This window comes from Kitasatospora sp. NPDC094015, from assembly GCF_040304075.1.
In the GTDB taxonomy this organism is placed as follows: domain Bacteria; phylum Actinomycetota; class Actinomycetes; order Streptomycetales; family Streptomycetaceae; genus Kitasatospora.
On sequence record NZ_JBEOUL010000016.1, the window covers coordinates 23,416 to 46,749 of the forward strand.

The window sequence follows — 23,334 nt, forward strand, 5'->3', positions numbered from 1 at the left end:
CCCCGCGGGCGACGGTGACCCGGGTGGCTGTCCTGGTGGTCGCCGCGCTGGTACTGCTCGGCGGCTCGCTCGGCTACGTGCTGCGCGCCGGGCAGCGGGGTGGCCACCGGGTGGTGGCGGCGGATGCCTCGTTCACGCTGGACGAACCGGGCCTCTACTACCGCGACGCCGCGTCCGGGCGGGTCGCCCGTGCGTCGGGCCCGGCCGGCGGGCCGTCCTGCGACCGGTTCCACGCCGCCGGGGAGCATGCGCTGTGCCTGCGCGCGCTGCCCGGCACCCCCGCCCGGACCGAGGCCGTGGTGTACGACCGGCACTTCCGCGCGATCCGGACGGTGACGGTGCCCGGCATCCCGAACCGGGCCCGGGTCTCCGCCTCCGGACAGCTGCTGTCCTGGACCACCTTCGCCGTCGGCGACTCGTACGCCGTCAGCGGCTTCTCCACCCGGACCTCGATCCTCGACCTGCGGACGGGCTACCTGGTCAAATCGGTCGAGACCATCCCGCTGACCGTCGACGGCGCCCGCTACCACGCCCCCGACGTCAACTACTGGGGCGTCAGCTTCGCCGCCGACGACAACCGCTTCTACGCCACCGTCTCCACCGGCGGCCGGACCCACCTGGTCGAGGGCGACCTCGCGGCCTGGTCGGCCCGGACGCTCCGGGAGAACGTCGAATGCCCCTCGCTCTCCCCCGACGGCAGCCGGATCGCCTTCAAGAAGAAGGTCTCCGCGGACCCGGCCGCGCCCTGGCGCCTGTACCTGCTCGACCTCGCCGACCTGCGCGAACACCCGCTCGCCGAGACCCGCAGCGTGGACGACCAGGCCGTCTGGCTGGACGGCGCGACCCTCGCGTACGCCCTCCCGGCCGGGACCTCGGGAGTGAGCGACCTCTGGACCGTCCCCGCCGACGGAAGCGGCGCACCGGTGCTGCTCGCCCGAGGAGCCTCCTCCCCCGTCGGGATCCCGGCACCGCCGCCCCCCTGACGGCCCGCCGGGCCGCCGGGCCCTGCCGCGCGGGCGTCACGCCGGGCGGAGCGCCTCGAAGGTGCCGGCCGCCGTGAAGGCGGCGGTGATCGGGGCGATGAGGGCGGCCAGCCGGCGGGTGCCCCGGTCGCCGATCGGGGACCAGAGGGCGGCGCAGTGCCGGTCGGTCTGCGCCTCGATCCGTTCGCGGACCGCACGGCCGGCGTCGGTGAGCCCGGTGCCGGGGCGGAGCCAGCCGCGGGCGACGAGGCGGTCCGTCGCCGCGGCCCACTCCTCGTCCTCCCAGCGGCGGGTGAACCGTGCCAGGGCGGGCGGGAGTTGGCCGGTGGCGGTGTGCAGGACGAGGCACTCGCACGGTCCGAGTCCGTGCTCGGCCAGCACGACGAGGTGGGCGTCACCGCGCCATTCGCGGACCACCGTGAGCTGCTGCCAGAGCGCCACCAGCGGATCGGCCGGGAGCGCCACCGCCGCGTTCGCGGCCGCCAGCACCTTCCCGGCGTACTCGGCGCCGGCGACCACCGGGTCGATCAGCGAGCGCGCCTCGGCGAGCCGCTCGTCCGGGAGCCGCACCCCGACCCGCCGCATCGCCCGCCCGGCGGCCCGGAACCGGGCGGCCTGCCACCGCTGCGGCGGTGCGGCGTCCCACACGCCCGCCATCGCCCGGACCGCGCGGGGGCTGAAGTTGTAGAAGGCGGCCTGCGTGACCTGCCAGGGGACCGCGCCCAGCGCGGCCGACCGGAAGGCCAGGTAGGCCGGGCCCCGGTCGGTCACGCCGAGCGCCGCCGCCTCCTGGGCGCTCTCCGGTACCAGGTAGATGAACAGGTGTGCGGCGCTGACGGCGCTGCTCACCTCGCGGACGGCGGCCGGAACCGGCGGGGCCGCGGCGGTACCGGTGCCGGTGTCGAGGTCGATGTCGGGGTCGATGTCGGGGTGGAGCATCGTGGTTGTCCTTCCCGGGGGTCGGGCGGCCGGTTCAGGCCGGGGTCTCGGCGGTGACGGTCAGGATCGCGCGGCCGAGGGTGTGACCGGCCATGGTGAAGCCGAGGACGGCCGGGGTGGCATCGGCCGGGACGCCGAGCGCGTCGGTGTCGAGGGCGTGCACCACCACGAAGTAGCGGTGCGGCCCGTGCCCGGCGGGCGGCGCGGCGCCGAGGTAGCGGGCCGCGCGGGCGTCGTTGGGGAGCTGGTAGGCGCCCTCGGGCAGGCCCGAGCCGTGCTCGTCGCCGGCGCCCTCGGGCAGGTCGGTGACGGAGGCGTCGATACCGGCGACCGCCCAGTGCCAGAACCCGGACCCGGTGGGGGCGTCGGGGTCGTACACGGTGACGGCGTAGCCCCTGGTCCCGGCCGGGGCACCGCGCCAGGACAGCTGCGGGGAGACGTCCCGCCCGCCGGGCAGGGCGGAGCTGTGCTGGGCGGGCGGCCAGGCGGCGCCGTCGGCGACGGTGCTGCTGGTGACGGTGAAGCTCGCCGCCTCGGGGAGGCGGGCGAAGGGGTCGTTGGCGTGCATGGTGACGGGTCCTCTCGGGGCGGGGTGCCAGGCAGGAAGTAAATCGACAGTAACACGGATAATCGATTATCCGAGCGACCGTCTATGCTGCCCTCATGACTGGCACGCCGACCGACCCGGCACCCTCCGGGAAGCAGATGCTCTCCGAGCAGGTGCACGCCCACCTGCGGGCCGCGATCATGCGGGGGGACCACGCCCCGGGTGACGCCCTCAAGCCGCAGGACCTCGCCAGGGCGCAGGGCGTGAGCCTGGCCGTCACGCGCGAGGCACTTGTCCGGCTGGTCGGCGAGGGGCTCGCGGACCGGCTGCCCAACCGCGGGTTCGCGGTCCCGTCGTTCTCCGACCGGCGCTGGCAGGAGATCGCGGAGGCACGCCGGACCATCGAGCCGGCCGTCCTGCGGATGTCCGTCGAGCGCGGCGACCTGGACTGGGAGGCCCGCGTACGCGCGGCCCACCACCGCCTGACCCGCACTCCGGCGTTCGTACCGGAGGAGGGCGAGTACTACAGCAGCGCGTGGGCCGAGGCCCACCGAGGCTTCCACCGCGCCCTGCTGGACGGCTGCGGCAACCCCACCCTGCTGGCGACCTTCGACCGGCTCTGGACGGCGAGCGAGCTGGCCCGCCGGTGGTCCGCACACCGCAACCCCGACCGGGACGGCGTCGAGGAGCACCGCAGGCTGGAGGAGGCCGCCCTGGCCCGCGACGCCGACCGGGCCGCCGCGATCCTCACCCAGCACCTCACCTCGACCGCGGCCGCCCTGACGGACGATCCGACCCGGGACGCCTGACCCTCGGCAGCCGGGCCCGGCGAATGCCGGACCTGGCTGCCGAGGAGGACCTCAAGTGCGCCGATTCCAGGGTTACTTGGACTCGATCCGGCCGATCGGGTCGGGCTCGGCGGCCAGCGCCGCACGGGCCGCCGACCATGCGGCGTCGCCCGGGTACAGCCGGGAGCGGAGGTAGGCCAGGGTGAGCCGGGCGACGGCGGCGACCCGCTCCGGGTTCTCGTCGGTGGTCTCGGCGACGTCGTAGCCGGAGATCCCGCCCAGCCCGTGTTCCGCGCCGAACAGGGTCAGCAGGTCCTTGGGGCCCGGAGCGAGGGTGTACGGATCGGCGTGCCAGTCGGGGCCCTGGACGGTCAGGTGGGCGGAGTCGTCCTTGTCCCCGGCGACCACCAGCGCGGGGGCCGTCATCGTGGAGAAGTCCGGGGTGGACAGGAACCCGTAGTTCTCGGCCGTGAAGGCGGTGAGGGCGTCGCCGCCCCGGCCGGGGGCGGCGAGCAGCACACCGGCCGCGATCCGGGGTTCGGCCAGGTCCACCGCCGTCCCGTCCGCGGGGTCGGTGAGCCGGGCGCCGAGCAGCAGGCCCGCGGTGTGCCCACCCATCGAGTGCCCGGCGACGGCCACCCGGTCGCGGTCGACGCGGCCGGCGAGCTGCGGAACGGCCTCCTCGATCAGGTCCAGCCGGTCGAGGATGTGCTTCATGTCCTCGGCCCGGGAACGCCACGGCGGGGTCTGCGCCGGGAGCGCGGGGTGCCCGCTGAGGGTCCGGGAGTCCAGGTGGGTGGGCTGGACGACGACGAAGCCGTGCGCCGCCCAGTGGTTGACGATCGGGGCGTAACCGTTCAGCGAGGACAGGTGGTTCGAGAAGCCGAGCCCGTGCGAGAGGAGGACGACCGGCAGTGCGGTGCCGGTCACCGGGGCGGAGATCCTGAGCCGGAGGTCGACCGGCCGGCCGGGCACCGGCAGCACGACGGGACTGACGGAGAGGACGGGGACAGGTGAGACGGAGCTGTCGGCAGCGAAGCTTGAGGTGGTCATGACAGATGAACCCTTCGACGATCCCGCCGCCGGATCCGGACGGACGGACGGCAGGAGAGGAGACGTGGGTGGCGAACGCCCGACTGCCCTAGAATCGGATCAGCGTTCCGCTTAAACAATACGGAACATCGTTCCGCTTCGTCAATCCCGTCGGGAGGAGAACGTGGTGCCCACCGAGGACCGCCCCACGGGGCCGTCGGCCCGCAGCAGGCGCACCGACGCGGTGCGCAACCAGCAGGCGCTGCTGGACGCCGCCGCCGAGGTGTTCGTGGCCTCCGGCGTCGACGCGCCGGTCCGGCAGATCGCGGCCCGCGCCGGGGTGGGGATCGGGACGATCTACCGCCACTTCCCCAACCGCGCCGACCTCGTGGTGGCCGTCTACCGCCACCAGGTGGAGGCCTGCGCGGAAGCCGGCCCCGCGTTGCTGGCCGGCGCCGACTCCCCGTTCGCGGCGCTCAGCGGCTGGGTCGACCTGTTCGTCGACTTCCTGGTCACCAAGCACGGCCTGGCCAACGCGCTGCAGTCGGACGGCGGCGGCTTCGATGTGCTGCACGCCTACTTCCTCGACCGCCTGGTCCCGGTCTGCGGGCAGCTCCTCGACGCCGCGGCCGACGCCGGCGAGATCCGGCCGGGCACGGAGCCGTACGAGCTGATGCGCGGCATCGGCAACCTCTGCGTCGGTCAGGACGACGACCCCGGCTACGACCCCCGCCGGCTGATCGCCCTGCTCCTGCGCGGGCTCCGGCAGCCGCAGCAGGTCTGACCCCCCCGGCCCCGGCGTCGGGGCCGGGGCCGGGGCGGGCGTGCCAGGATGCGGCCCATGGCTGCCGCTGCGCACGAACCCGCCGACCGTCCCGACCCGGCCCGGACCAACGACTACGACAGCTTCGCCGAGGCGTACTCCGCGGAGAACGAGACCGGCATCAACAACGCCTACTACGAGCGGCCCGCGATCCTGGCGCTCGCCGGGGAGGTGGCCGGACGGCGGGTCCTGGACGCCGGCTGCGGCGCGGGCCCGCTGCTCGCGGCGCTGCGCGAGCGCGGGGCGATCGCCGGCGGCTTCGACCGGAGCACCGCGATGCTGGCGCTGGACCGGCGCCGGCTCGGGGCGGACGCGGACCTGCGGGTGGCCGAGCTGGGCACCCCGCTGCCGTACCCGGACGACGCCTTCGACGACGTCGTGGCCTCGCTGGTGCTGCACTACCTGGAGGACTGGGGGCCGGCGCTGGCCGAGCTGCGCCGGGTGCTGGTGCCCGGCGGCCGGCTGATCGTCTCCGTCGACCACCCCTTCGCCATGCACAGCATCCACCGCGCGGCCGGGCGCCGGACCGACTACTTCGAGACCTACCACTACACCGAGGAGTGGACGATGGGCGGCCGTACCGCCCCGATGAGCTTCTGGAACCGGCCGCTGCACGCGATGACCGACGCGTTCACCGCGGCCGGCTTCCGGATCACCACCGTGGCCGAGCCGCACCCGGTCCCGGCCGCCCGCGAACTGTTCCCGGACGAGTACCGCGCGCTGACGACCAGTCCGAGCTTCCTGTTCTTCGTCCTGCACGCCGGCTGATCACGGCGCGCGGGGCGGGGCGTCCGCGTCTCAGACCGCTCCCCGGCCGGCGTGCGGCGCCAACTCCCGTTCGGCGACCTGCCGGAAGCTGTGCGCCGGGCGGCCGGTGACGCGCAGGACGGTGTCGGTGGTGCGGTCCTCGGCGCCCTCGGCGATGGCCCGGTCCATCCCGGCGAGCATCGCGGCGAACTCCACCGGCATCTCGGCGGCCAGCCGGTCGCGCAGCTCCGCGGGCGTCAGGTGCCGGTGGACGACGGGGCGGCCGGTGACCTCGGCGACGATCCGGGCGATGTCGTCGTAAGCGAGCGCCTGCGGCCCGGTCAGCACCAGGTCGTGATCGGGGGCGGCGCCGTCGGTGAGGGCGCGCACGGCAACGGCGGCGATGTCCTCGGCGTCGACGAAGCCGACCCGGCCGCTGCCGGTCGCGGTCCGGACCACGCCCTCCACCCGGATGCTGCGGGCGTGCGGGTGCGCGCCGGTGAAGTTCTGCATGAACCAGGACGGGCGCAGCACCGCCCACTCGTCGAAGATCCCGGGCAGCGCCTCGTGCACCGCCCCGACCACCGGGCCGCCCATCGGCACGGCCGAGGAGCTGAGCAGCACGGCGCGGCGCGCACCGGCGGCGCGGGCCGAGCGAAGGAAGGGCAGCATGACCCGGGCCGGGTCCGGATCGCCCACCGGCGGGACCAGGTAGAGGCGGTCCACCCCGTCGAGGGCGTCGTCGTGGGTGGTGGGGTCGTACCAGTCGAAGCGCACCGGCTCCGCGCCGGGGAGCGGGGTGGCCCGGCGGCCGGCGGCCTTGACGCGGTGCCCGGCCGCGACCAGCTGCGCGGTGGTCCGGCTGCCGGTGGTTCCGGTGGCCCCCACGACCAGGGTGGCGCTCATCGGGCACCCCCTGCGGTGAAGTCGACGCCGGGCTGCTGGACGGCGAGCGGGTTCCAGTAGTCGCGGTAGGAGCTGAACCGCCCGTCGTGGACGGTGACCACGGCGATGTACCGCATGTCGAAGGGGGCGCCGCTGTCGACCAGGGTGCCGACCCCGCGCATCTCGACCACGATGGTGCCCTCCTCGGCGGTCCGGTGGATCCGCAGGTCGGGGAAGTCGTGCAGGTCGATGTGGTCGGGGTAGTCGCGCATGTACGCGGCAATCGCGTCCCGGCCGTCGAGCCGTCCGGGCCAGCCGGGCGGGGCGAACGGGAACTCCATCACGCCGTCCGCGGCCCACAGGCCGATCCAGCCGGGGATGTCCTTGTCGAGCAGCAGGCGCAGGCTGTGCCGGTACAGCTCCTCCGCCGAGCGACCGGGGCCGGCCGACCCGGGCTCGTCAGTGGGAGCGGGGGTGCTCGTGGATGTGGGTGCGCTCGTGGGCATGGGGTGTCTCCGTCCCGTACGATACGGACCAGCGGTCCGCTTCCATTCGGACGATACGGACCGCTGGTCCGGATTGCAACTGGAGGTCGTCATGCCGGAGCGCGCGCCACGCAAGGACGCGGCCCGCAACCGGGCGGCCGCCCTCGCGGCCGCCGACAGGCTGTTCGCCGGCACGGTGGCCGGCGCCGGGGATCCCGGGGACATCACCATGGCCGACATCGCCGCCGCGGCCGGGGTCGGCAAGGGCACGCTGTTCCGCGCCTTCGGTGACCGCACCGGCCTGATCCGCGCGCTGCACGAGAGCCGCCTCGGGCCGCTGACGGACGCCGTCGAGACCGGCCCTCCCCCGCTCGGGCCGACCACCCCGCCGGCGCAGCGGGTAGCGGCCCTGCTCGACGCGCTGCTCTGCTTCAAGCTCGACAACCGCCACCTGGCCCTCGCCCTGGAGGGGGCCGGCGCGGACAGCCCGTACCGCGCCGCGCACTACGAACGCTGGCACGCGCTGCTGGCCGGCCTGCTGCGGGCCGCCCCCGGCACGACCGCCCACGACTTCACCGCCCACGCCCTGCTCGCGGCCACCCGGGCCGACCTGGTCGAGCACCTCGCGGGCGCGGGCGACGCCACCCGCGAGGAACTGCGCAGCGGGCTGGCCGAGTTCACCGCCCGGGTGATCGGCGGGGCCGGGTAGCGCCCTCCCGACAGCGGGTGCGCGGCGCGGGCCGCGCATCGGCGCCTCAGGACCCTCCGTCGGGCCCGTCCGGGTAGACCGTGTCCAGCAGGTCCCGGACGAACCGGTCCAGGTCGTCGAGGCCCGCGGCGGCGAGGGTGGCGGGGCCCGCGTCCAGCAGGTGCGGGACGGCGGCGTGCAGGGCGAGGGTGACGGTGGCGGCCCGCTGCCGCGTGACGGGCAGCCCGGCCGCCCGCTGGGCCTGCTCGAATCCGGTGAAGTCGGCGGCGGAGATCGGGTCGAGGAGGCCCGCCAGCCAGGGCCGGCGGGCCGCGTCGGCCTGCAGCTCGCGATAGGCGAGCATCCTGGACCGGCCGGGACCGGCCACGTTCGCCAGCAGCCCGCGGAGCATCCGCACCAGTCCGTCCCGGCCCCCCGACGCCGCTCCGACTGCCACCAGCTGCGCCGCGACCGCGCGGTACTGCTCCGCGCACCGCGCGGCGACCGCACCCAACAGGGCGTCCCGGGTCGGGTAGTAGTTCTTCGTCGTACCCAGCGGCACCTGCGCCGCCGCATCCACGGCCCGATGCGTGAGGCCGCGCCCGCCCTCCTCGGACAGCACCTCGACGGCGGCGTCGCGCAGCCGGTCCCGGCGGACCTGATTGATCATCAACTCCTCCTGACCATCGGACACTTGCCCATGCTACCCCGGCCGTGGTACCACGTCCGTGGTGACGTGTCCGGGGCGGGCGGACGGGGCACCATTCCGGCAGGGCCGCAACAACGGGGGGAAGAACATGGACGCGGAGATGAGCGCGCTGGCCGGGGTGGCCGCGGCGGCACTGGTCCAGCAGGTGACCACCAGCGCGTGGGAGCGCGTCCGGCTCGCCGTGGGGGACCTCTGGCGACGCCGGCACCCCGAGCGGGCCGAGACGGTGCTCGCCGAGCTCGACGAGGCCCGGGAGGAGGCTGCGCAGGCCCGCCGCGCGGGAGACGCGGACACGGAGCAGCTCATCGTGGACGAATGGCGGACCCGGCTGCGCCGCCTGCTCGCGGCCGACCCCGGCGCGTCCACCCAACTCCGGTCCCTTCTGGAGGAGTTGACCGGGACCTCCGCGCCCGCCGGGCCCGGAAGCTCGGTCACGATGACCGCGCACGCCTCGGGGCGGGCCCGCATCAACCAGTCCGCGGGGGACATGCACGTCACCGAGCGGTGATCGGTGAGCCCGCAGACTCCCCCGCCGGACCCGAACCGTCCCCGGGACGACACCCTCCACGTCCACATCAACGCCGACGCGAACGGCAACGCCCGCGTCGTCCAGGCCGGACGCGATCAGCACTTCCACATCACCGTCCCGTTGATCGGTGCGGCGCTGATCGCCTGCCTGCTCGCCTGGGTGTTCCGAGCACCCCTGGAGCAGGTGGTGGCCGCGATCGACACGCCGACCGCATCCGCGTCGGCGCGCCAACACGCCGACGGGTCGCCGAAGTCCGACCTGTCCCCGCAACCGATCTTCACGGTCGCGCACCCGTACCCGTCCGCCCCGCCGCCTTCCCCGCCGCCCGAGCCCTCTCCGACCCCTTCTCCCACCCCCACGCCGTCCCCCGCACCCGACCCGCTGGACGAAGCCTTCGCCGCCGTGCGTGCCGGCGACTGCATCGACCGGTACCTGACGGGGCTGGGTTCCTACAGCCGCACGGCACCGGTCGTCGTCGACTGCCACGGGGGCAGCGCGCTCAACCGCATCAGCGTGATCGCCACCTCCGCCGCGACCTGCCCGACCGGCAACGGACGCGACGCCTTCACCCACACCAACGGCGACCACTCCACGACCGTGCTCTGCCTGGAGCGGCAGTTCCGCAAGGGCCAGTGCTTCCTCGCCACCACACCCGACTACCAGCACTACACCGGGTACCTGACCACGGTGTTCAGCTGCCAACCCGCGAAGATCCCGAACAGCAGCAACGTCGTCATGGGGATCTCCGACATCATCACCAACTGGGACTCCTGCCCACCGCTGAAGGCGGGCTGGCACACCGCCGAATGGACCGTTCTGGACGGCAGCACCAAGGTGTGCGCGGCGGTCCTGTACACCTCGTGAGGCCGGCCACCGCGACCACGACCGGGCCGCGCGCCTGCCGGCGGAGCGCCGACCGGTGGAACACCGTAACGGCCCCGCCCCGGCGCCCTGTTGTACCGTCCAACCGTGACCGAAACCGCGCCGGTGCGACTGGCGACCTTCAACGTGCTGCACGGGCGGCGCCACCTCGGCGACGGCCGGCCCTCGCTGACCGCCACCGGCACCGCCACCGTGGGGCCGCTCGTCGACGCCGTCGCCGCGCTGGGCGCCGAGGTGGTGGCGCTGCAGGAGCTCGACCGGTTCCAGGAGCGCTCGGAGCGGGTGGACCAGGCCCGGGCGGTCGCCGAGGCGGTCGGCGCCGCGGACTGGCGTTACGCCTCGGCGCTGCACGCCGGTGCCGAGCCCGGACGGACCTGGGTCCTCGACCGGTCCGAGCCGGGCCTGCGGGTGTACGGTCCGCCCGGCACCGGGCACGACGGGGTGTCCCCCTCGCACGGGGTCGCGCTGCTGTCCGCGCTGCCCGTGCTGACCTGGCGGGCCCGGCGGTTCACGGCTCCCCCGGTCGCGCTGCCGCTGCGGGTGGCCGGGCGGGCGGGGCTCACGGTGATCCGCGACCGGCCGCGCGCCGCCCTGGCCGCCGTGCTGGAGGGGCGGCGCGGTCCGTTCACGGCGGTGGCGCTGCACCTCTCGTTCGTCCCGGGCTGGAACGTCCGGCAACTCCTGGCCGTGCACCGGTGGATCGCCGACCTGCCCCGGCCGCATGTCCTGCTCGGGGACTTCAACCTGGTCGGGGCGGTCCCGGCGGTCACCCTCGGCGCGGCCGAGCTGCTCCGCCCGTCCGGCCCGGCCGGGCGCCGGGCCCGCTGGCACGACCTGGTCCGGCGGCCGACCTTCCCGTCGCACCGCCCGGCCGTGCAGTTCGACCACATCCTCGCAGCCGGACTCGGGCCGCAGCAGCCGTACCGGCCGCAGGCCGTCCACGACGCCCAGACGCCGCCGATCTCCGACCACCTGCCCGTGGTGGTCGAGTTGGCGCTGTAGGCCGCCTCCTCCGGATCTGGGCCTTCCGCCGGGGTCAGCCGTCGGCCAGGCGCTGGATGGCCGCGCCGAGCCAGGCCTCCAGCTCGGCCGGGTCGCCGAGGTCGGCGCGCAGCAGGCGGCGCCGGGCCGAGACGCCGAGCACGAAGGCGTCGATCGCCGCGGCCCGGGCGCGCGCCTCGTCCTCGCCGAGTCCGCTGTCGCGTAGGTAACGCCGCAGCGGCTCCAACGAGTTGGCGTCCAGGAAGGCGGCCAGCGCCTCCGCCGCCTCCGGCCGTTCGCCGGACGCCCGGTGCAGCACGAGCAGCGGGTCCTCGCCGACGGCGCCGAACCAGCGCCGCACGATGTTCGCCGCGAGCCGCGCACCGAGCCGGCCGCGCTCGCCGTCGAAGGAGTCCGAGACCGGGATCTCCACCTGGGTCGCCGCCAGGAACAGGCCCTCCTTGCCACCGAAGTAGCGGGTGATCAGGTTGGGCGACACCCCGGCCGCGTCGGCCACGCCCTTGACCCCGACCGCGCCGTACCCGTGCCGGGCGAACTGGCGTCGTGCGTGGTCCAGGATCCGCTGCCGGGTGGCGTCCGCATTGCGCAAAGTCATGTGTACGAGCATACACATCATGTGTACGCTGATACACATGATCGACGACCTGAGGGAACGGCTCCACCGGACGCGCCGCGTCGCGACCCCGTGGAGCACCGACGGCCGGCGCGGCATCACCGGCGCCCGCCTCGACGACCTGCTCGACCACTGGGCGCACGGGTACGACTGGAGCACGCACGAGCGCCGCATCGCCGCGCTGCCCTGGGTGACGGTGGACGCGGGCGACGGCGCACTGCGGCTGATCCATCAGCGGTCCGCCGACCCGGACGCCCCGGTGGTCGTCCTGCTGCACGGCTGGCCGGACTCGGTGCTGCGGTTCGAGCGGCTGCTGCCGCTGCTGACGGACCTGCACGTGGTGGTCCCCGCGCTGCCGGGCTTCCCGTTCGCGGCCCCGATGGCCCCGGCGGCCCCGCCCGGCCCGTCACCCGACTTCTCGCCCGGCTTCTCGCCCGGCTTCTCGGCCGGCCGGATCGCCGGGCTGGTGGCCGGCGCGCTGGAGGCGCTCGGCCACCCCCGGTACACCGTGTCCGGCGGCGATGTCGGCGGCACCGTCGCGGAACTCCTGGCGGGCGAACACCCCGACCGGGTGGCCGCCCTGCACCTCACCAATCTGGCCCCGCAGCGCGCGCTCACGGCCGACCCGGCCGGGCTCCCGCCCGACGCCGCCGCCTACCTCCGCCGGGCGGGGCAGTGGTTCCGCTCCGACGGCGGCTACATCCTGCAGCAGTCCACCCGCCCGAACACGCTCGCGGTCGCCCTCGGCGACTCCCCCGCCGGCCTCGCGGCCTGGCTCGTCGAGAAGCTGGAAGCCTGGTCCGACGGTCCGGCCTTCACCCCGGACGAACTGCTCACCTGGGTCACCGCGTACTGGGCCACCGGCACGATCGGCACCTCCTTCGGCACCTACGTCGAACCGGTCGAGCTGCCCGACCGGATCGCGGCGCCCGCCGTGCTCTCCGTCTTCGCCCATGACACCAAGCCGGAACCACGCAGCTACGCCGAGGCGTTCCTGAACCTCCGCGCGTACGTGACGCACCCCGCCGGGGGTCACTTCGCCGCCTGGGAGCAGCCCGCGGCCTACGCCGCCGATCTGCGCCGCGCGGTCGCCCTGGGCGGCTGAGCCCGGGGCCGCCCGCGCGCCGGCCGGCGACGCGGCGGCCGGCGACGCGGCGGCGGGCTACCGCGCGGTCACTCCGCGCGGCCGCCGGTGAGCAGCGCCGTGATCTCCTCGGCGAGCTGCGGGCCGAGCCGGCCCCAGCCCTCCTTGTAGCCGTAGACGCCGGCCAGGGTGCGGGCCTCGTAGTCGCCGTTCATGATCTCGATGTCGTCGGCCGTGATCAGCGCGGGGTGGGCGACGCCGACGGCCGCCGAGATCTTCGTCAACTCCGCGCGCAGGGTGCGCAGGTAGACGGCGGCCCGGGTGGCCTTGGACTCCGGGTCCAGGCCGCGGGCCAGCCACGGGTTCTGGGTCGCGATGCCGGTGGGGCACCGGTCGGTGTGGCACTTCTGCGCCTGGATGCAGCCGATAGAGAGCATCGCCTCGCGGGCCACGTTGATCATGTCGGCGCCCAGCGCGAAGGCGACGGCGGCGTTCTCCGGCAGGCCGAGCTTGCCGGAGCCGATGAAGGTGAGGTCGTCGGTCAACCCCCGCTCGGCGAAGGTTCCGTAGACCCGGGAGAAGCCCATCCGGAACGGCAGCGACACCGAGTCGGCGAACGTGCGGGGCGCGGCGCCGGTGCCGCCCTCGCCGCCGTCGACGGTCACGAAGTCGACCCCGCGGTCACCGCGCGCCATCAGCATGGCCAGCTCCTGCCAGAACGCCTCCTCACCGACCGCACTCTTGATGCCGACCGGCAGGCCGGTCTCGGCGGCGAGCAGTTCGACGAAGTCGAGCATCGAGTCGACGTCGCCGAACGCGGAGTGCCGCGAGGGGGAGGCACAGTCCCGGCCCACCGGTATGCCGCGGATCTCGGCGATCTCGGGGGTCACCTTCGCCCCGGGCAGCATCCCGCCCAGGCCGGGCTTGGCGCCCTGCGAGAGCTTGATCTCGATCGCCTTGACCGGGGCGCCGGCGACCACGTCCTTGAGCTTGTCGAGGTTGAAGCTGCCGTCCTCGTTGCGGCAGCCGAAGTACGAGGTGCCGAGCTGCAGCACGAGGTCGCCGCCGTTGCGGTGGTGCGGGGAGAGGCCGCCCTCGCCCGTGTTGTGCATCGTGCCGGCGAGCGCGGCGCCGCGGTTGAGCGCCGTGATGGCCGCGCCGGACAGCGAACCGAAGCTCATCGCGGAGATGTTGACGACGCTGGCCGGCCGGAACGCCTTGGCGCGCCCGCGCGGCCCGCCCAGCACCTTGGCCGAGGGCAGCGGCGCCTGCGGGTCGTGCGCGTCGGGGAGGGCGCCGGCGAAGGTGCGCTGCTTGAGGTAGGCGTGGCCCTGGACGTGCGCCACGTCGACCTCGGTGCCGAAGCCGAAGTAGTTGTTCTGCTCCTTCGCCGAGGCGTAGATCCAGCTGCGCTGGTCGCGGCTGAACGGGCGCTCCTCCTCGTTGGAGGTCACGATGTACTGCCGCAGTTCCGGCCCAACCGTCTCCAGCAGGTAGCGGGCGTGCCCGAGCACCGGGAAGTTGCGGAGCAGCGCGTGCCGCTTCTGGACGAGGTCGCGGGCAGCGAGCAGCGCCACCGCTGTCGCGGCGGCCGCGCCGATCTTCCGGGCTCGCATGGGCGTTCCTCCTCGGTGCACGACCTCATCGCCACGGGTGAAGTCGTCGTGTGGTGCCGGGCGTTGGGTGGCGGGTCGCGGCCGGTCGGGCCGCGGCGTCCGCCGGGAGTCGATGGTAAGCAGGCTCCCCTTCGGCCCGGCGGGCAGGGTCGGTCCCGGAGCGGTCGGTGGCGGGCCCGGAACGTCGGTCCCGGAGCGATGAGCGGCGGGCCCGGGCGCCGGGCGTTCCGGAGGTCAGCAGGTGGGATTCAGCCGCCGTACACGCCGTTTCCACGTTGTGTCACCAGAGTTCGGCCCCGTGCCTACCTCACACTCGCGTGCCGGCGTCGCCTCCGTGTGCGCCGCAGTCATGACGTTCTCCGGACTGGTCGCCACCTCGGTCCTGGCCGCGCAGCCCGCGGCCGCCGCGGACCCGGCCGGCTACCAGAACGTCCGGATCAACGAGGTCACCTCGTCCGACAACGACACGGTGGAGCTGTACAACAGCGGCTCCACCGCAGTGAGCATCAGCGGCTGGAAGATGTCCGACGACAGCTTCTCGCGGCAGTCCTTCAGCCCGTCCGCCGGCACGATCGCGGCCGGCGGGTTCGTCACCTTCAACTCCCCCAAGGGGCTGGGCGACTCCGACAAGCTGGTGATCTACACCGCCGACGGCACCGTGGTCGACCGGGTCGAGTGGGCCACCAACGGCGCGAAGCCCGCGATGGCGCGCTGCGGCGGCGACGGCAGCGGCGCCTGGGTGACCGTGACCTCCAAGGCCACCTTCGGTGCCGCGAACGCCGCGGGCTGCCCGTCCTCGCCGCCGGCGGCGAGCCGGGTCCGGATCAACGAGGTCACCTCCAACGGCTCGGACACCGTGGAGCTGTACAACGGCGGGACGAGCGCGGTCAGCATCGGCTCGTGGAAGTACGTCGACGGCGACACCACCCACTCCGCGGCCTCGGTCTCGTCCTCCTCGCCGAGCGCGACCAGCATCCCCGCGGGCGGCTACGTCACCTTCGACTCCACCCTCGGCCTGGGCGACAACGACTCGGTCTTCCTGCTGGACGGCAACGGCTCCACCGTCGACTCGGTGACCTGGGCGACCGACGGTGCCAAGCCCTCGGACGAGCGGTGCGCCAACGGCACCGGCTGGTTCCGCACCTCGAGCGCCGCGACGCTCGGCAGCACCAACCCCTGCTCGGGCAGCGGCGGCGGGGGCGGGGGCGGCCAGACCGGCCACCTGCTGGGCGGCGGCGGCTCGCTCACCAGCGGCTGCGCGCCCGAGGCGCCCGGCGGTACCGGCTCCGCCCCGGGCGGCACGCTGGCGTGGCCGGGCGGCCTGGACGTCACGATCGCCGACCGCGTCTGCGCGTTCACCACGTCCACCGGCCCCGAGGGCCGCGACCTGAGCGGGCTGGCCTTCGACCCGGCGAACCCGTCGGTGCTGTGGGCGGCGAAGAACAAGAACTGGCTGTTCCGGCTGGTCAAGAGCGGCGGCCTGTGGGTCCCGGACCCGTCCTGGAGCTCGACCGGCAAGCAGATCCGCTTCGCCGGCGGGAGCGGCCAGCCGGACGCCGAGGGGCTGACGGTGGGCGCCGACGGCCACCTCTACGTGACCTCCGAGCGCGACAACGCGAACAACACCGCCCCCAAGGACACCATCATGGAGTTCGACCCGGCCGCCACCGGGTCGACGCTCACGCCGGTCCACCAGTGGGACATGACCGCGCAGTTCCCGCAGCTGGACACCGGTGACAAGGACGACGCCAACCTCGGCTTCGAGGGCGTCGGCTACGTCCCGGACAGCTGGCTGACCGCCAGCGGCTGGATCGACCCGCTCACCGGCGCCGCGTACAACCCGGCCAGGTACCCGCTGCACGGCTCGGGCCTGTTCTTCGCCGGCCTGGAGTGGGACGGCACGCTGCACGTGTACGGCCTCAACTCGGACGGCTCGTTCACCACCTTCGGCACCGTCGCCACCGGCAAGGCCTCCGTGATGGACGTGACCTTCGACGCCGCGACCCAGCGCCTCGTCGCGACCTGCGACAACACCTGCGGCGAGACGCACACCTTCCTGAAGGTCAACACCGCCGGCGCGATCGTCCCCGACGTCACCTACACCAACCCGGCCGTCATGCCGGTCGACAACCTCGAGGGCTTCGCCCTGGCCCCGGCCTCCACCTGCGCCAACGGCTTCCGCGAGGCGGTCTGGAGCGACGACGGCGTCTACGGCTCCGGCTCCGGCAGCTCCTCCTACGGCCACGCCCTGTACAGCGGCACCTTCCCCTGCTGATCCCCTTCCACCCCGAGTTCCACGAGGAGACGGCCCCGCACCCGGGTGCCGTCTCCTCGGCGTTGCGGGCCGGCCGGCTATCGGGCCACACCGCCGGAAAGGTCCGACGTCCTGGAAAGAAGGATGCCTGCCGAACTTGCCGCCCGGTCCAGCGGCGCCGAAGGCATCTGCACCCCGTCGTCCACCACCACGACAGGCTGGAACGTCCCGGGTCGGTAGAACCCGCGTAGCGATGTTCCAATGTGCAGGATCGCATCCACGATGGGACTCGCCCCGTCACCTCTCAGCTGTGCGGGACTCACCGCCCATGCCCCGTAGGCGGTCCGACCGCCGACCCAGCCGATGTCGAACTGCGGCCCCCGCCGGGCCGGAGCTCTCGCTTCGATCAATCGATGGCCAAGGACCCGCTCGACGAGGCGGGCTAGAAGCTTCTCGTGGCCAGGAGTACCCCGGCCCAGCAGGCGCCCATCCGCGAGCCCGACGCCGCGATTACGCAGGCCGATCCGATCGAAGGGGCCGCCGAAGACGCCGTCCCCCACCTCGGCGACGACCGTCACGCCAGCTCCTTGCATCTTTAGACTGCGGCACACGGCCGGTGCACCGAACAGAAGGTCCGAGTATCCGGCGGCATCCACCACATGGATGTGTCGGCCCTGTCGGCGCGACTCCATCACCGCCAGCAGTTTCTGGCTGAGGCCACGGTCCGCGTCCTTGACGTTGCCCGCCAACTCACCGTGAACGACGAGCGTCACTTTCCGCGAAAAGCTGTCCGGACAGGTTGCTCCCAGAGTCTGCGACCGAGCAATGCAGTGCTTGCGGACGACCCATTCGCCATCCACCAGCGTCTTGCCGGTGAAGATGAGTACTTGCCCGCGGAGTCCATGAATCCACCCTGTGCACGGTCGGGGCACTCTCAACCTCCGGAGGTGCGAACAGACGCCGATCACAAGGTACTTGGGACACGCGCCAGGGACCGGAGATTCCATGAAGTCTCGGCCGCTCGGGCGGGCCCGGCCGATCGGCGCTGGCAGGCCCGCCGCTCGGCCGGGGTCAGCCGGTGGCCGCGGTGGCGGCCGTGGCGGCGGTCACCGCGGCGATGGCGGCCACGGCGGCGCTCATGTTCCGGATCGCCTGGCCGACTGACTCCCCCGCCCGGTCGCCCGCGGCGATCTCGGCGAACCGCGCCTCGACCCGCGCCCGGGGGAGGTCCGGGAAGGCCAGCCGGTGCAGCCTGGCGGCGTGCAGGAGCGCTATCAGGGTCGCGGTACGGACATCGGGCTCCTGGTGGTACCGGATCACCGCCGCCAGCCGCTCGCGCAGCTCCCGCTCGACGGAGCCGTCCGCCTCCGGGTAGCGCCGGACCGGGAAGAGGCCGAGCACCCGGTGGCGCTCCTCGACGACCAGGCCGCGCTCGCACAGCCGCTGCACGGTGGCCCGGACCGCCGTGGCGTGGTCCTTGGTCAGCCAGTCCGCCGACCTCGCCCGCCCCGGCGCCTTGCGCCCGACCCACTCGGCGAGCCGGGCCAGCCGCTCGTCGAGCAGCGGCTCGCCGGTCGGGGTCCCGTCGGTGATGCCGAGCCGGCCCTCGTCGATCGCGACCCGGCCGGCCAGCGCGAGGTCGGCCAGGAAGGCCCCCGCCACCGCCCATCCCGCGCTCGTCGCGTCCTTGGCCACGCCCGACCCGTCGTCCAGCGAGAGCAGCATCAGCTCCTCGGCGAGGGTGACGTCCATGAACCGTTCCTTTCCCTGTGCGGATCGGACACCCCGCGACGCGCCCACCGGCCGCCGCTCCGGGGTGTCCTCAGCCAGCAACGCCCACCCGGGCGGCCCGGTTCCCGTGCCCGCCCCTGACGAAGGGTCGGCCCGACGGCCCCTCACGGAACCACCGCCCCGGCCGGATCCCGGTCGCACTTCGCGCGAACCAGGGCCCGGGGTCGCGGTCCTCCCGGTGGTGCCGCTACTTCCGCATGATCGTCGGCTCCTGCCTGCGCAGCAGGGCCAGTACCGCGAGGCCCATCGCGGCCGAGAGGGCGACCAGCATCACCATGCAGCCCAGCCACCGGGAGCGGTCGGGCCGGAACAGCGGATCGGCGGTGATCCCGGTCGGGAAGACCGTGTGCAGATCGATGCTCTGGGCCATCGCGGCCAGACCCCAGCGGGACGGCACCAGCCAGGCGAACTGCTCAAGTCCGGGCACCCCGTGCACCTTCAGCATCGCGCCGCTGAACACGATCTGCACCACCGAGAGGAGCACCAGCATCGGCATGGTGGCCTCCTCCTTGCGGACCAGCGCGGAGACCAGCAGGCCGAGCATCATGGAGGCGAACGAGAGCAGCGCGACGGCGATGACCAGCTCGGCCAGCGGCGGCAGCACCACCCCGCTCTGCAGCTGCTGTCCGGTCGGCAGGGGCGGGCTCAGGTCGACGCCCGCCAGACCGACGGTGGTCAGCACGGCGGCCTGCACCACCGTGACCGTGCCGAGCACCACCACCTTCGAGACCAGGTAGGCCGATCTGGACAGGCCGACCACGCGTTCGCGCCGGTAGATCGGCCGTTCCTTGACCACCTCGCGGACCGCGTTGGCGGAGCCGGTGAGCACGCCGCCGATGCAGAGCGTGAGGATGACGTTGATCGCGTTCTCCGAGGAGATCGCCCGGCCGGCCATCGCGCGGCACATCACGCCGATGACGAACGGCAGCGCGATCATCACGGTGAGGAAGAGCCGGTCGGCGGCCAGCACCGAGGTGTACCGGCGGACCAGCGTGGACAGCTGGGAGAACCAGCCCTGCGGCTGCTCCCGACCGATCCGACCCCGGGCCCGGCTCCGACCCGGACCCGGGCCCGGGCCCGGGCCCCCGGCGGGGTGACCGACGCCGGTCGCGCCCGGATACGGGGGCGGGACGGCCGGTGCCGCGCCGGCGGCCACGTACTGCCGGTACTGCGGGGACTCCCGGAACCGGCTCTGCCAGGCGGTGTGCTCCTCGCTCTCGAAGGCCTCGAAGGCCTCCGGCCACTCCGTGAAACCGAAGAACGGCAGTGCCTGGTCGGGCGGGCCGTAGTAGGCGGTCCGGCCGCCGGGGGCCAGCACCAGCAGCCGGTCGCAGACGTTCAGGCTGAGCACACTGTGGGTGACCACGATCACCGTACGGCCGTCGTCGGCGAGGCCGCGCAGCATCCGCATCACCGAGCGCTCCATCCCCGGGTCCAGCCCGGAGGTCGGCTCGTCGAGGAAGAGCAGCGACGGCTTGGTGAGGAGCTCCAGGGCGACGCTGACGCGCTTGCGCTGGCCGCCGGAGAGGCTGGAGATGACCAGGTCGGCACGGCCCTCCAGACCGAGCTCGCGGATCACCTCGGTGACCCGGGCCTCCCGCTCGTGCTCGGCGGTGTCGCCGGGGAAGCGTAATTCGGCCGCGTAGGAGAGCGCGCGCCGTACGGTCAGCTGGGTGTGCAGGATGTCGTCCTGCGGCACAAGGCCGATCCGGCGTCGCAGTTCGGCGTAGTCGCGGTAGAGGTCGCGGCCGTCGTACAGCACGGTGCCCTCGTCGGCCGGGCGCAGCCCGGTGAGCGCGTTGAGCAGCGTGGACTTGCCGGCGCCGCTGGGGCCGGCCACCGCGAGCAGCGCCTTCTCCGCGAGCGGGAAGCCGACGCCGTCCAGCAGCACCCGCCGGTCCTGGCCGACCCGGACCACCAGGTCCTGGACGTCCAGCGAGACCTCGCCGGTGTCGGTGTACTCGACCAGCTCGTCGCCGGAGAGGCAGAGTGCGGAGTGGCCGATGCCGATGATGTCGGCCGGGCCCACCGGGGCCCGCTGCACCGGGCTGCCGTTGACGTAGGTCCCGTTGTGGCTGGTCAGGTCGACGATCTCGTGGCCGCCGACCGGCAGCGCGCGGAGCTCGGCGTGGTGCCGGGAGACCTCCAGGTCGTCCAGGACCAGGTCGTTGTCGAGCGCCCGCCCGATCCGCACCGCCCGGCCGGGCAGCCGCAGCACGGTGGTCGGGCGGCGGAACACGCTGGAGGCCTGCGGGGTGAGCAGCGAGGTCCGCTCGCCGGCGGCCGGTACGGGCAGCTCGGCGAAGGTCGCGGACGGGCCGTCGGCCGGGCTGCCGAACCGCAGCCGGATGCCGGGGCCGATGTCCTCGTGCTGGACCCGGCGGCCGTCGGCGAACGTCCCGTTGGTGCTGCCGACGTCGTCGAGCAGCCAGTGGCCTGCGCCGGCCCGCAGCACGGCGTGGTGCCAGGAGACCCGGGAGTCCTCGAGGACGATCTCACCGGTCGGGTCGCGGCCCACGTGGTAGGCCCGGCGCGGATCGATCAGCTGCGAGTCCGTGTCGGTGATGAGAAGCAGGGGCGGCGCGGTGGGCGCGCCTGGGCGCTCTCCCATACTTCGGATTCTAAGGCTTGTCCGGCCATTGATCGCGCGATGGGCCAGGCGACGGCCTCCGCAGCACGGGTGGCCGGGCGCTTCAGCGGTGCTCGGGGTTCTCGAAGTCGAAGCGGCAGCCGGCGTCCCACTCGGAGCGCTGGTTGCCGCGGGCGGGGATGCCGCCGGCGTCCTTGAGCATCCGGGCCAGGTGGAGCAGGTTCCAGGTCATGAACGTGGTGTTGCGGTTGGTGAAGTCGTTCTCCGGGCCGCCGGAACCGGGGTCCAGGTACGACGGACCGGGGCCGGCCGCGCCGATCCAGCCGGAGTCCGCCTGCGGCGGGATCGTGTAGCCGAGGTGCTGCAGGCTGTAGAGGACGTTCATCGCGCAGTGCTTGACGCCGTCCTCGTTCCCGGTGATCAGGCAGCCGCCGACCCGGCCGTAGTAGGCGTACTGGCCATGGGAGTTGAGGATCGAGGAGCAGGCGTAGAGCCGCTCGATCACCCTTTTGGTCACCGAGGAGTTGTCGCCCAGCCAGATCGGGCCGGCCACCACCAGGATGTCGGCGGCCATCACCTGGCTGTAGAGCACCGGCCAGTCGTCGCTGTCCCAGCCGTGGTCGGTCATGTCGGGCCACACGCCGGTGGCGATGTCGTGGTCCACCGCGCGGACCACGTCGACCGCGACGCCCTGGCGTTCCATGATGCCGCGGCTGACGTCGATCAGGCCTTGGGTGTGGCTGCGCTCGGGGGATCGCTTGAGCGTGCAGTTGATGATCATGGCGCGCAGGTCGGCGTACGAGGTGGTGCTGTCCGGCATAGGTCGGCCTTCCGGCGTCGGGCGGGCAGGGTTCCCGTCCACTCCACCAGGCACCGGCCCCGGCCGCTGGCGGGGCTGGGCCGGACGGGTCGGACCGGTCGGCGATCCGCCGGATTCGCCCGCCGGGGAGGTGTAGGACGCCCGGGCCGGGGCAGGCGGGGGCCGACAACGCGTCGCGCCGGGACCGGCCCGGACGGCGCCGAAACGCAAAGGAGACGCGATGAGCAACATCGAGATCTGGGACTTCCGCACCACCTCCGGCCACGTCTCCGGCACCGACCTGATCGGCTTCCACGTGGAGGCCACGGACGGCCCGATCGGCAAGGTCGACAAGCTGTCCGAGGAGGTCGGCGCCCAGTACCTGGTGGTCGACACCGGCCCGTGGATCTTCGGCAAGCACGTCCTGCTCCCCGCCGGCACCGTGGTGCGGGTCGAGCAGGAGGAGAAGAAGGTCTACGTCGACCGCACCAAGGACGAGATCAAGGGCAGCCCCGAGTTCGACTGGGACCGGCACCAGACCGACACCGGCTACCAGGAGAAGTACACCGGCTACTACGGCCCGTTCTACGGCGGCCCCGTCTTCTGACCGCACCACTGCACCCCGCCGGGCGGGCCGTCACCATCACGGTGGCGGCCCGCTCCGCCGTGCGGTGAACGATTGTTGACGGACAGGGGCGCCGGGCTCAGGAGCAGGGTGCCCCGCCCGGCCGGCCGACGGCCCTCAGGAGCTCGACCGGGCGGGCGCAGGCAAGCTCACTCGGCCCCCGCCTCCGCGAGTTCGGGTTCCAGGCCCTCCGGCAGGGCCGGGGTGGGCAGACCGGTCTCGCGGCGCCAGGCTTCGAAGGCCCAGGCCGTGGACGCCACCAGGGCGAGCCCGAGCAGCCAGCCGCCGAGCACGTCGCTGACCCAGTGCACGCCGAGCGCGATCCGGGTCAGGCCGGTCCCGAGCACCACCAGCGCGGCCAGCATCCAGGCGGCCGGACGCGCCCGCCGCGGCACCACCGGCAGCAGGACGAGCAGCAGCACCGCGCACGAGGTCATCGCGGTCATCGCGTGCCCTGAGGGGAACGAGAACCCGGGTGCGTGGGCGACCGGTTCGGGGAGCGCGGGCCGGACCCGGGCCACGGTGATCTTGACCAGCAGGCCGATCAGGCCGGCGGCCGTCTCGGTGAGGCCCGCCCACAGCGCCAGCCGCCAGGCCCGCCGCACCAGCAACCAGCCCACGGTGGCCGCGACCAGCAGCCGCATCGTCACCGGGTCCCAGACGTGGTCGCTCAGCAGCCGGACCACCGCCAGCACCGTGGGGTGGTCCCGGACGGCCGCGTTGAGCCGAACCGCCGCTCCCGCGTCCAGCGCGCGCAGCGGCTCCCAGCCCGCCTCGATCAGCACCAGCAGCACGGCGGTCGGCACGGCCGCCACCGCGAACGCCAGCACGGCCGCGAGCAGGCGCCGCCCGAACCGCCGGTCCGCCCACCGCCGTTGAGCCCGCCGGCGTTGAGCCCACCGCCGGTCGGCCCGCCCGGAGAT

The 23,334-nt window shown here is 73.9% G+C and carries 24 protein-coding genes; 11 read left to right on the top strand and 13 right to left on the bottom strand.

The features are described 5' to 3' along the window. Positions 1-23 precede the first annotated feature (23 nt). Positions 24-983, top strand: coding sequence for a TolB-like translocation protein (locus ABT014_RS20020; RefSeq protein WP_350640321.1), 960 nt, complete (start codon positions 24-26; stop codon positions 981-983). 36 nt (positions 984-1,019) lie between these two features. Here the strand turns inward: ABT014_RS20020 and ABT014_RS20025 are convergent, their stop codons facing one another. Both ABT014_RS20025 and ABT014_RS20030 read right to left on the bottom strand, forming a co-directional pair. Continuing rightward, the gene (locus tag ABT014_RS20025; protein ID WP_350640322.1) at positions 1,020-1,922 is read right to left on the bottom strand and encodes an SCO6745 family protein; all 903 of its coding nucleotides are present in this window, start codon (positions 1,920-1,922) and stop codon (positions 1,020-1,022) included. Positions 1,923-1,956: 34 nt separating this feature from the next. After that, positions 1,957-2,490, bottom strand: a complete 534-nt coding sequence (locus ABT014_RS20030) for a YbhB/YbcL family Raf kinase inhibitor-like protein (RefSeq protein WP_350640323.1) — start codon at positions 2,488-2,490, stop codon at positions 1,957-1,959. 95 nt (positions 2,491-2,585) lie between these two features. Between ABT014_RS20030 and ABT014_RS20035 the strand changes: the two genes are divergently transcribed. Beyond that, positions 2,586-3,278: a GntR family transcriptional regulator gene (locus tag ABT014_RS20035; RefSeq protein WP_350640324.1), complete on the top strand. Its 693-nt coding sequence runs from the start codon at positions 2,586-2,588 to the stop codon at positions 3,276-3,278. 72 nt (positions 3,279-3,350) lie between these two features. On the opposite strand, the gene ABT014_RS20040 is transcribed toward ABT014_RS20035, so the two are convergent. Further along, positions 3,351-4,310 (bottom strand): alpha/beta hydrolase family protein, encoded by a 960-nt coding sequence (locus ABT014_RS20040; RefSeq protein WP_350640325.1) that lies wholly within the window; start codon positions 4,308-4,310, stop codon positions 3,351-3,353. 166 nt (positions 4,311-4,476) lie between these two features. Between ABT014_RS20040 and ABT014_RS20045 the strand changes: the two genes are divergently transcribed. Then, complete coding sequence (locus ABT014_RS20045) at positions 4,477-5,073, top strand: TetR/AcrR family transcriptional regulator (RefSeq protein ID WP_350640326.1); 597 nt, start codon at positions 4,477-4,479, stop codon at positions 5,071-5,073. A 57-nt stretch (positions 5,074-5,130) separates the two neighbouring features. After that, positions 5,131-5,880 (top strand): class I SAM-dependent methyltransferase, encoded by a 750-nt coding sequence (locus tag ABT014_RS20050; protein WP_350640327.1) that lies wholly within the window; start codon positions 5,131-5,133, stop codon positions 5,878-5,880. A gap of 30 nt (positions 5,881-5,910) precedes the next feature. Here the strand turns inward: ABT014_RS20050 and ABT014_RS20055 are convergent, their stop codons facing one another. Further along, positions 5,911-6,765, bottom strand: coding sequence for an NAD(P)H-binding protein (locus ABT014_RS20055; RefSeq protein ID WP_350640328.1), 855 nt, complete (start codon positions 6,763-6,765; stop codon positions 5,911-5,913). After that, positions 6,762-7,250 (bottom strand): nuclear transport factor 2 family protein, encoded by a 489-nt coding sequence (locus tag ABT014_RS20060; RefSeq protein WP_350640329.1) that lies wholly within the window; start codon positions 7,248-7,250, stop codon positions 6,762-6,764. The genes ABT014_RS20055 and ABT014_RS20060 overlap by 4 nt, the downstream gene beginning before the upstream one ends. 91 nt (positions 7,251-7,341) lie before the next feature. Here ABT014_RS20060 and ABT014_RS20065 point away from each other — a divergent pair, with 91 nt between their 5' ends. After that, positions 7,342-7,938 carry a TetR/AcrR family transcriptional regulator gene (locus tag ABT014_RS20065; protein WP_350640330.1) on the top strand — a complete coding sequence of 199 codons (597 nt, stop codon included), beginning with the start codon at positions 7,342-7,344 and terminating at the stop codon, positions 7,936-7,938. A gap of 46 nt (positions 7,939-7,984) precedes the next feature. On the opposite strand, the gene ABT014_RS20070 is transcribed toward ABT014_RS20065, so the two are convergent. After that, positions 7,985-8,584: a TetR/AcrR family transcriptional regulator gene (locus ABT014_RS20070; protein ID WP_350640461.1), complete on the bottom strand. Its 600-nt coding sequence runs from the start codon at positions 8,582-8,584 to the stop codon at positions 7,985-7,987. A 130-nt stretch (positions 8,585-8,714) separates the two neighbouring features. On the opposite strand from ABT014_RS20070, the gene ABT014_RS20075 reads away from it, so the two are divergent. The 3 genes from ABT014_RS20075 to ABT014_RS20085 all read left to right on the top strand — a co-directional run bounded on the left by ABT014_RS20075 (position 8,715) and on the right by ABT014_RS20085 (position 11,039). Next, positions 8,715-9,134, top strand: a complete 420-nt coding sequence (locus tag ABT014_RS20075; RefSeq protein WP_350640331.1) for a hypothetical protein — start codon at positions 8,715-8,717, stop codon at positions 9,132-9,134. 3 nt (positions 9,135-9,137) lie between these two features. Next, positions 9,138-10,019 carry a hypothetical protein gene (locus ABT014_RS20080; protein ID WP_350640332.1) on the top strand — a complete coding sequence of 294 codons (882 nt, stop codon included), beginning with the start codon at positions 9,138-9,140 and terminating at the stop codon, positions 10,017-10,019. A 105-nt stretch (positions 10,020-10,124) separates the two neighbouring features. Further along, positions 10,125-11,039 (top strand): endonuclease/exonuclease/phosphatase family protein, encoded by a 915-nt coding sequence (locus ABT014_RS20085; RefSeq protein WP_350640333.1) that lies wholly within the window; start codon positions 10,125-10,127, stop codon positions 11,037-11,039. Positions 11,040-11,073: 34 nt separating this feature from the next. On the opposite strand, the gene ABT014_RS20090 is transcribed toward ABT014_RS20085, so the two are convergent. Beyond that, positions 11,074-11,634, bottom strand: a complete 561-nt coding sequence (locus ABT014_RS20090) for a helix-turn-helix domain-containing protein (RefSeq protein WP_350640334.1) — start codon at positions 11,632-11,634, stop codon at positions 11,074-11,076. A 37-nt stretch (positions 11,635-11,671) separates the two neighbouring features. On the opposite strand from ABT014_RS20090, the gene ABT014_RS20095 reads away from it, so the two are divergent. Then, positions 11,672-12,757 (top strand): epoxide hydrolase family protein, encoded by a 1,086-nt coding sequence (locus ABT014_RS20095; protein ID WP_350640335.1) that lies wholly within the window; start codon positions 11,672-11,674, stop codon positions 12,755-12,757. A 68-nt stretch (positions 12,758-12,825) separates the two neighbouring features. On the opposite strand, the gene ABT014_RS20100 is transcribed toward ABT014_RS20095, so the two are convergent. After that, positions 12,826-14,352 carry an FMN-binding glutamate synthase family protein gene (locus ABT014_RS20100; RefSeq protein ID WP_350640336.1) on the bottom strand — a complete coding sequence of 509 codons (1,527 nt, stop codon included), beginning with the start codon at positions 14,350-14,352 and terminating at the stop codon, positions 12,826-12,828. Positions 14,353-14,701: 349 nt separating this feature from the next. Between ABT014_RS20100 and ABT014_RS20105 the strand changes: the two genes are divergently transcribed. Next, a complete protein-coding gene (locus ABT014_RS20105; RefSeq protein ID WP_350640337.1) occupies positions 14,702-16,627 on the top strand; it encodes a lamin tail domain-containing protein in 1,926 nt (641 codons plus the stop codon). Between the two features lie 77 nt (positions 16,628-16,704). On the opposite strand, the gene ABT014_RS20110 is transcribed toward ABT014_RS20105, so the two are convergent. The 4 genes from ABT014_RS20110 to ABT014_RS20125 form a co-directional block, all read right to left on the bottom strand. Further along, positions 16,705-17,379 carry a hypothetical protein gene (locus ABT014_RS20110; RefSeq protein WP_350640338.1) on the bottom strand — a complete coding sequence of 225 codons (675 nt, stop codon included), beginning with the start codon at positions 17,377-17,379 and terminating at the stop codon, positions 16,705-16,707. A 298-nt stretch (positions 17,380-17,677) separates the two neighbouring features. Then, positions 17,678-18,358, bottom strand: coding sequence for a GOLPH3/VPS74 family protein (locus ABT014_RS20115; protein ID WP_350640339.1), 681 nt, complete (start codon positions 18,356-18,358; stop codon positions 17,678-17,680). A gap of 226 nt (positions 18,359-18,584) precedes the next feature. Continuing rightward, entirely contained in the window at positions 18,585-21,008 is a 2,424-nt protein-coding gene (locus ABT014_RS20120; protein ID WP_350640340.1) for an FHA domain-containing protein, read from the bottom strand. 82 nt (positions 21,009-21,090) lie between these two features. Next, positions 21,091-21,807 (bottom strand): flavodoxin family protein, encoded by a 717-nt coding sequence (locus ABT014_RS20125; protein ID WP_350640341.1) that lies wholly within the window; start codon positions 21,805-21,807, stop codon positions 21,091-21,093. 220 nt (positions 21,808-22,027) lie between these two features. Here ABT014_RS20125 and ABT014_RS20130 point away from each other — a divergent pair, with 220 nt between their 5' ends. Continuing rightward, entirely contained in the window at positions 22,028-22,393 is a 366-nt protein-coding gene (locus ABT014_RS20130; protein WP_350640342.1) for a PRC-barrel domain-containing protein, read from the top strand. Between the two features lie 167 nt (positions 22,394-22,560). Here the strand turns inward: ABT014_RS20130 and ABT014_RS20135 are convergent, their stop codons facing one another. Continuing rightward, entirely contained in the window at positions 22,561-23,334 is a 774-nt protein-coding gene (locus ABT014_RS20135; RefSeq protein ID WP_502895042.1) for a phosphatase PAP2 family protein, read from the bottom strand.

Excerpts from the sequence above, each read along its gene's own strand:
- ABT014_RS20030 (WP_350640323.1), bottom strand. The coding sequence starts at position 2,490 with ATGCACGCCAACGACCCCTTCGCCCGCCTCCCCGAGGCGGCGAGCTTC.
- ABT014_RS20055 (WP_350640328.1), bottom strand. The coding sequence starts at position 6,765 with ATGAGCGCCACCCTGGTCGTGGGGGCCACCGGAACCACCGGCAGCCGG.
- ABT014_RS20075 (WP_350640331.1), top strand. The coding sequence starts at position 8,715 with ATGGACGCGGAGATGAGCGCGCTGGCCGGGGTGGCCGCGGCGGCACTG.
- ABT014_RS20060 (WP_350640329.1), bottom strand. The coding sequence starts at position 7,250 with ATGCCCACGAGCGCACCCACATCCACGAGCACCCCCGCTCCCACTGAC.
- ABT014_RS20105 (WP_350640337.1), top strand. The coding sequence starts at position 14,702 with ATGACGTTCTCCGGACTGGTCGCCACCTCGGTCCTGGCCGCGCAGCCC.
- ABT014_RS20090 (WP_350640334.1), bottom strand. The coding sequence starts at position 11,634 with ATGACTTTGCGCAATGCGGACGCCACCCGGCAGCGGATCCTGGACCAC.
- ABT014_RS20100 (WP_350640336.1), bottom strand. The coding sequence starts at position 14,352 with ATGCGAGCCCGGAAGATCGGCGCGGCCGCCGCGACAGCGGTGGCGCTG.
- ABT014_RS20025 (WP_350640322.1), bottom strand. The coding sequence starts at position 1,922 with ATGCTCCACCCCGACATCGACCCCGACATCGACCTCGACACCGGCACC.
- ABT014_RS20035 (WP_350640324.1), top strand. The coding sequence starts at position 2,586 with ATGACTGGCACGCCGACCGACCCGGCACCCTCCGGGAAGCAGATGCTC.
- ABT014_RS20095 (WP_350640335.1), top strand. The coding sequence starts at position 11,672 with ATGATCGACGACCTGAGGGAACGGCTCCACCGGACGCGCCGCGTCGCG.
- ABT014_RS20115 (WP_350640339.1), bottom strand. The coding sequence starts at position 18,358 with ATGGACGTCACCCTCGCCGAGGAGCTGATGCTGCTCTCGCTGGACGAC.
- ABT014_RS20040 (WP_350640325.1), bottom strand. The coding sequence starts at position 4,310 with ATGACCACCTCAAGCTTCGCTGCCGACAGCTCCGTCTCACCTGTCCCC.
- ABT014_RS20065 (WP_350640330.1), top strand. The coding sequence starts at position 7,342 with ATGCCGGAGCGCGCGCCACGCAAGGACGCGGCCCGCAACCGGGCGGCC.
- ABT014_RS20050 (WP_350640327.1), top strand. The coding sequence starts at position 5,131 with ATGGCTGCCGCTGCGCACGAACCCGCCGACCGTCCCGACCCGGCCCGG.
- ABT014_RS20120 (WP_350640340.1), bottom strand. The coding sequence starts at position 21,008 with ATGGGAGAGCGCCCAGGCGCGCCCACCGCGCCGCCCCTGCTTCTCATC.
- ABT014_RS20130 (WP_350640342.1), top strand. The coding sequence starts at position 22,028 with ATGAGCAACATCGAGATCTGGGACTTCCGCACCACCTCCGGCCACGTC.
- ABT014_RS20125 (WP_350640341.1), bottom strand. The coding sequence starts at position 21,807 with ATGCCGGACAGCACCACCTCGTACGCCGACCTGCGCGCCATGATCATC.